The organism is uncultured Vibrio sp., assembly GCF_947488985.1.
GTDB lineage: Bacteria > Pseudomonadota > Gammaproteobacteria > Enterobacterales > Vibrionaceae > Vibrio.
Window position 1 is genome coordinate 1 of the sequence record NZ_CANLBV010000154.1, and the last position, 4,764, is coordinate 4,764.

Below are 4,764 nucleotides of genomic sequence, written 5' to 3' on the forward strand. Positions count from 1 at the left end.
CGTGATGTAGCACCTCAGTGGCTCGGCCTTCTATTGAAGGAGCTTGCTGTTGTATGAAAATATTCCCTGATATCTCTCAGCAACAAACCCAATCTACCACACAGGCCACTAAAGATGTTCAGCAGAAAGTTGAAACCATCACTTCTCACGCGAATAACACATCGCAATCTGCGGCTGAAACCCGTGACATCAGTAATGGTCTAGAAAAGCTGTCTGATCATCTTGAGTCGCTGATCAATCAATTCACCTTGTCTCAATCAAAGCCGTCTCAGTCAAAGCCGAACTCAAAGACCAATATCAAATCTTAAGTCAATAGAATTACGTGACTGCCAACCAATAAAAAAGCGCTCCTTCATGAGCGCTTTGTCTTCTTTAGCTATCTTTTCTGAGGGTTCGAGTTCGGAATCAAACCAAACAACTACAACTAGTGCGTAATTGAAACCGCTGTTAAGTCTTTATGCTTATGGTACATAGCGTGTTTGAAGAATAGAACCTTGTGATATTGAATAAAAAACCAACCCTCAATGATTTTTCTTGCTTTGATTCGAAATATTTCTTTCCACAAGCAAGAATAAAGGTTGAAGCTCTCTGTATGACAGGTAATATGTTCCATTGATTTAAAAAGTTTATACAACCCAATGTTTCGACTGTTTTTTGTTCAGAATTTAGCGAACTATAAACAATCGGTTGCAAACATTGCGTTGAATTTGTCCCTCAATGGAGAATGAAACCAACATGACTTACGCGCCTGTAACAGACGTACTTGGCGGCAAGCTAGCGGTAGACAGTGAAGTAACTGTTCGCGGCTGGATCCGTTCACGTCGTGATTCCAAAGCTGGAATCTCTTTCCTTGCCATTTATGACGGCTCTTGTTTCGACCCGATTCAGGCCGTGGTCCCTAATAATCTTAATAATTACGAAAACGAAGTACTAAAGCTAACCACTGGCTGCTCTGTTGAAGTAACTGGCAAGATTGTTGAGTCTCCTGCAAAAGGTCAAGATTTCGAACTAGCAGCAACTGACGTTAAAGTTGTTGGCTGGGTTGAAGATGCTGACACTTACCCAATGGCTAAGACACGTCACTCTATCGAATACCTTCGTGAAGTTGCTCACCTACGTCCACGTACTAACGTGATCGGCGCAGTAGCACGTGTACGTAACTGTCTATCGCAAGCGATTCACCGTTTCTACCACGAGCAAGGTTTCTTCTGGACTTCGGCTCCACTTATTACTGCTTCTGATGCCGAAGGCGCAGGTGAAATGTTCCGCGTATCTACGCTAGACATGGAAAACCTACCGCGCACTGAAAAAGGCGATGTTGACTTCAACGAAGATTTCTTTGGTAAAGAGACCTTCCTAACCGTATCTGGCCAGCTTAATGCGGAAGCTTACGCTTGTGCACTAAGCAAGGTTTACACGTTCGGTCCTACGTTCCGTGCTGAAAACTCAAACACAAGCCGTCACCTAGCTGAATTCTGGATGGTTGAGCCTGAGATCGCATTTGCTGATCTTGATGATGCAGCAAAACTGGCTGAAGACATGCTTAAATACGTTTTCGCTGCTGTTCTTGAAGAGCGCCGTGATGACCTTGAGTTCTTCGCACAACGCATCGACAAGCAAGCGATTACTCGTCTCGAGCAGTTCGTTGACGCTGACTTTGCACAAGTAGACTACACAGACGCAATCCAGATTCTTCTAGATTCAGGTCGTGAGTTCGAATTCCCAGTTGAATGGGGCATCGACATGTCTTCTGAGCACGAGCGTTACCTAGCTGAAGAACACTTCAAAGCGCCTGTTATCGTTAAGAACTACCCGAAAGACATCAAAGCTTTCTACATGCGCTTAAACGACGACGGCAAAACAGTGGCAGCAATGGACGTTCTTGCACCTGGCATCGGTGAAATCATCGGTGGTGCACAACGTGAAGAGCGTTTAGACATCCTAGACGAGCGTATGATTGCAATGGGTATCGACCCTGAGCACATGAGCTGGTACCGCGATCTACGTAAATACGGCACAGTGCCACACGCTGGTTTCGGTCTTGGTTTCGAGCGTCTAGTATCTTACGTAACAGGTATGGGTAACGTTCGTGATGTGATTCCATTCCCACGTACACCACGCTCTGCAAACTTCTAATATCGACTTTCTTCTTTCATTGAAGTTAGTGAGTAGATAAAAGCAAGTAAACGATACTTGCTAGAAGTAAGTAAATAGATAAAAACCTCCGTTTCTACGGAGGTTTTTTTATGTTCTAAGTAAATGCGCGAATAAAATCCAACAAAAGATAATCGGCTATAGCACCAAGGCGTAGTCTTGTTATTTCAGCCACCTTTACCCATCACATCAAACGTCCTTGGCAAGGTGAATTTGATCACTTAGCCCCTTCAATCAGATGCATGTTTTCAATCGCCCTAGATTATTCAAAACTCATTAACTTCTCGCTTGCCATCCGCCTATATGTAGCTTTTTTGTTACTAAACAATCTCTTTAGCAATCAAATTTGATTGAAATGGATTTTTTTTATGCTTTCTGTTCACTTCGTATTGTCTTAAAAATTCCATACAGGTATAAATACTGTTAGGTACTATCCCCCCTCTCAATTGACATGGATGAAGATTATGTTTGAAAAAGTGTTAGCTGCTCCCGCCGATCCTATCCTCGGCCTTACTGAAGAATTTAAAAACGACTCTCGTGCAGAGAAAATCAACCTTGGTGTCGGCATCTACAAAAATGAAGATGGTCAAACGCCTGTACTCACCACAGTAAAGAAAGCAGAAGCTGCACTTCTTGAAACAGAAAAAACCAAATCTTATCTTACAATTGAAGGGACTGCCGAATACGGCCTAGCGGTTCAAAAACTTCTTTTCGGCTCAGACGCTGAAATTGTCACGTCAAAGCGTGCTAAAACGGCACAGGCTCCAGGCGGTACTGGTGCGCTTCGTGTCGCAGGTGAGTTCATCAAGCGCCAACTGGGCGACGTAAAAATCTGGATCAGTAACCCAACTTGGGCTAACCATAACGGTGTTTTCGCAGCTGCTGGTATCGAGACGGCTCAATACAGCTACTACAACGCTGAAACCAAAGATAAAGACTTCGCAGGCATGGTCGCTGATCTAGAGCAAGCTTCTGAAGGTGATATCGTCCTTCTTCACGGCTGTTGTCATAACCCAACGGGTATCGACCCAACAGCGGAAGAGTGGGAAGTGCTGGCTAAACTGGTTGCAGAGAAAAAACTGCTGCCTCTTTTTGATTTTGCTTACCAAGGCTTTGCACAAGGCGTTGAAGAAGATGCAGCTGGCCTGCGCACTTTTGCTAAGTACAACAAAGAGATCCTAGTCGCAAGTTCATTCTCTAAGAACTTTGGCCTGTACAACGAACGTGTTGGTGCATTCACTCTGGTTGCGGAATCTGCTGATGTTGCAACCACAGCATTCTCTCAAGTGAAAAGCATTATTCGCTCTATCTACTCTAATCCACCAGCGCACGGCAGTGCTGTCGTGACTTACATCCTTGGTGATGCTGAGTTGCGTGCTGAATGGGAAGCAGAAGTAGCAGAAATGCGTGATCGTATTCAAGAGATGCGCGAACTGTTCGTTGCCACACTAAAATCTGAAGGTGTTGATGCTGACTTTACATTCATTGAACGTCAAAACGGCATGTTCTCTTTCTCTGGTCTAAGTAAAGAGCAAGTCAATCGCCTAAAAGACGAGTTCGCTATCTATATTGTTGGTTCTGGCCGTATCAGTGTTGCGGGTATGACGAAGTCAAACATGGGTCCTTTATGTAAAGGGATTGCTGCGGTTCTTTAATCTTAAATGCCAGCTTTACCTAGCGAAAAGCCGAGCGAATAAATTGCCTCCATAAAGTTGGACATAAAAAGCCCCCAATAATTGGTGTCCAACTATTGGGGGTCAGTTCAAAATCAGCGGCTTTTTACATCTGAAGGTAACGAATAAACTGAGTGAGGAAAGACCTTCGTACTCTCATTAACGAATGTTTTAATCAGCTAATACTCAAGAATAAATTCCACACCGAGCTCATCGGTACTTCCGTTGCGAAACTTACCTTCACCATCTCGGTGCTGATAAGAGCCACCAATCGCAAATGCACTGGTGACCAAGTAACGTAACCCTAGATGATAAATCTCTTCGTCATACAGATCACTTCGATTCACTTGCACGCTGCCGTTGGTGATCCACCGCTTAGCAAAACCGTAGTTAAGATCCAATTTCACACCTTGAATAAATTCAGTATCCGACTCTAAGGTTTGATTGGTCTCATTGAGCTCGATCTCACCTTTGGTAATGCCAAGTAAGTAAGAGGCGACGATATCTAGGTCCTTTTTAATGCTGTAGCGGTAGCCCGCTCCTGCCATAAGAGTATCAATTCGAGTCGTGCTTTCATCGGGGTGAATAAAGCGCGCACTATAGTCTGCCAACAACACCCAACTGTCGGCCACGGTATAACTGAACCCTACCCCGAACGACGAAGCGCTGTCATTGCCTCCACCCTCTTCATCAAAACTCCCCGAATGAGCCGTCGCATATAGGTGGTCGTAATCAAGAATATCCATATTGCTCGTCTCTGCCCACGAACTTGGAGAAATCACAAACAATAAAGAGATCAAACTAAGTTTCCACTTCGGCATTCCTTTCATCCTTAAACTGTCACTCCATGAAATGAAAGGTTAGGGCGTGTTGATCTTTCGAGCTGATTTTTGCAGCGAGTTGCTGGGTATTTATACAAGGCAGAGGCGTCGATGTG

Annotated in this window: 3 protein-coding genes and 1 pseudogene; 3 read left to right on the forward strand and 1 reads right to left on the reverse strand. The window is 44.3% G+C overall.

Annotated features, from left to right (window positions below):
• Positions 1 to 77: 77 nt before the first annotated feature.
• The 3 genes and pseudogenes from Q1A70_RS18895 to Q1A70_RS18905 form a co-directional block, all read left to right on the forward strand.
• A pseudogene (locus tag Q1A70_RS18895) lies at positions 78 to 308 on the forward strand (hypothetical protein); the annotation flags it as partial.
• Between the two features lie 427 nt (positions 309 to 735).
• A complete protein-coding gene (asnS, locus tag Q1A70_RS18900) occupies positions 736 to 2,136 on the forward strand; it encodes an asparagine--tRNA ligase (protein WP_299695371.1) in 1,401 nt (466 codons plus the stop codon).
• A gap of 482 nt (positions 2,137 to 2,618) precedes the next feature.
• Positions 2,619 to 3,809, forward strand: coding sequence for an amino acid aminotransferase (locus tag Q1A70_RS18905; RefSeq protein ID WP_299695368.1), 1,191 nt, complete (start codon positions 2,619 to 2,621; stop codon positions 3,807 to 3,809).
• Between the two features lie 197 nt (positions 3,810 to 4,006).
• Here the strand turns inward: Q1A70_RS18905 and Q1A70_RS18910 are convergent, their stop codons facing one another.
• Entirely contained in the window at positions 4,007 to 4,648 is a 642-nt protein-coding gene (locus Q1A70_RS18910) for a hypothetical protein (RefSeq protein WP_299695365.1), read from the reverse strand.
• Positions 4,649 to 4,764 lie beyond the last annotated feature (116 nt).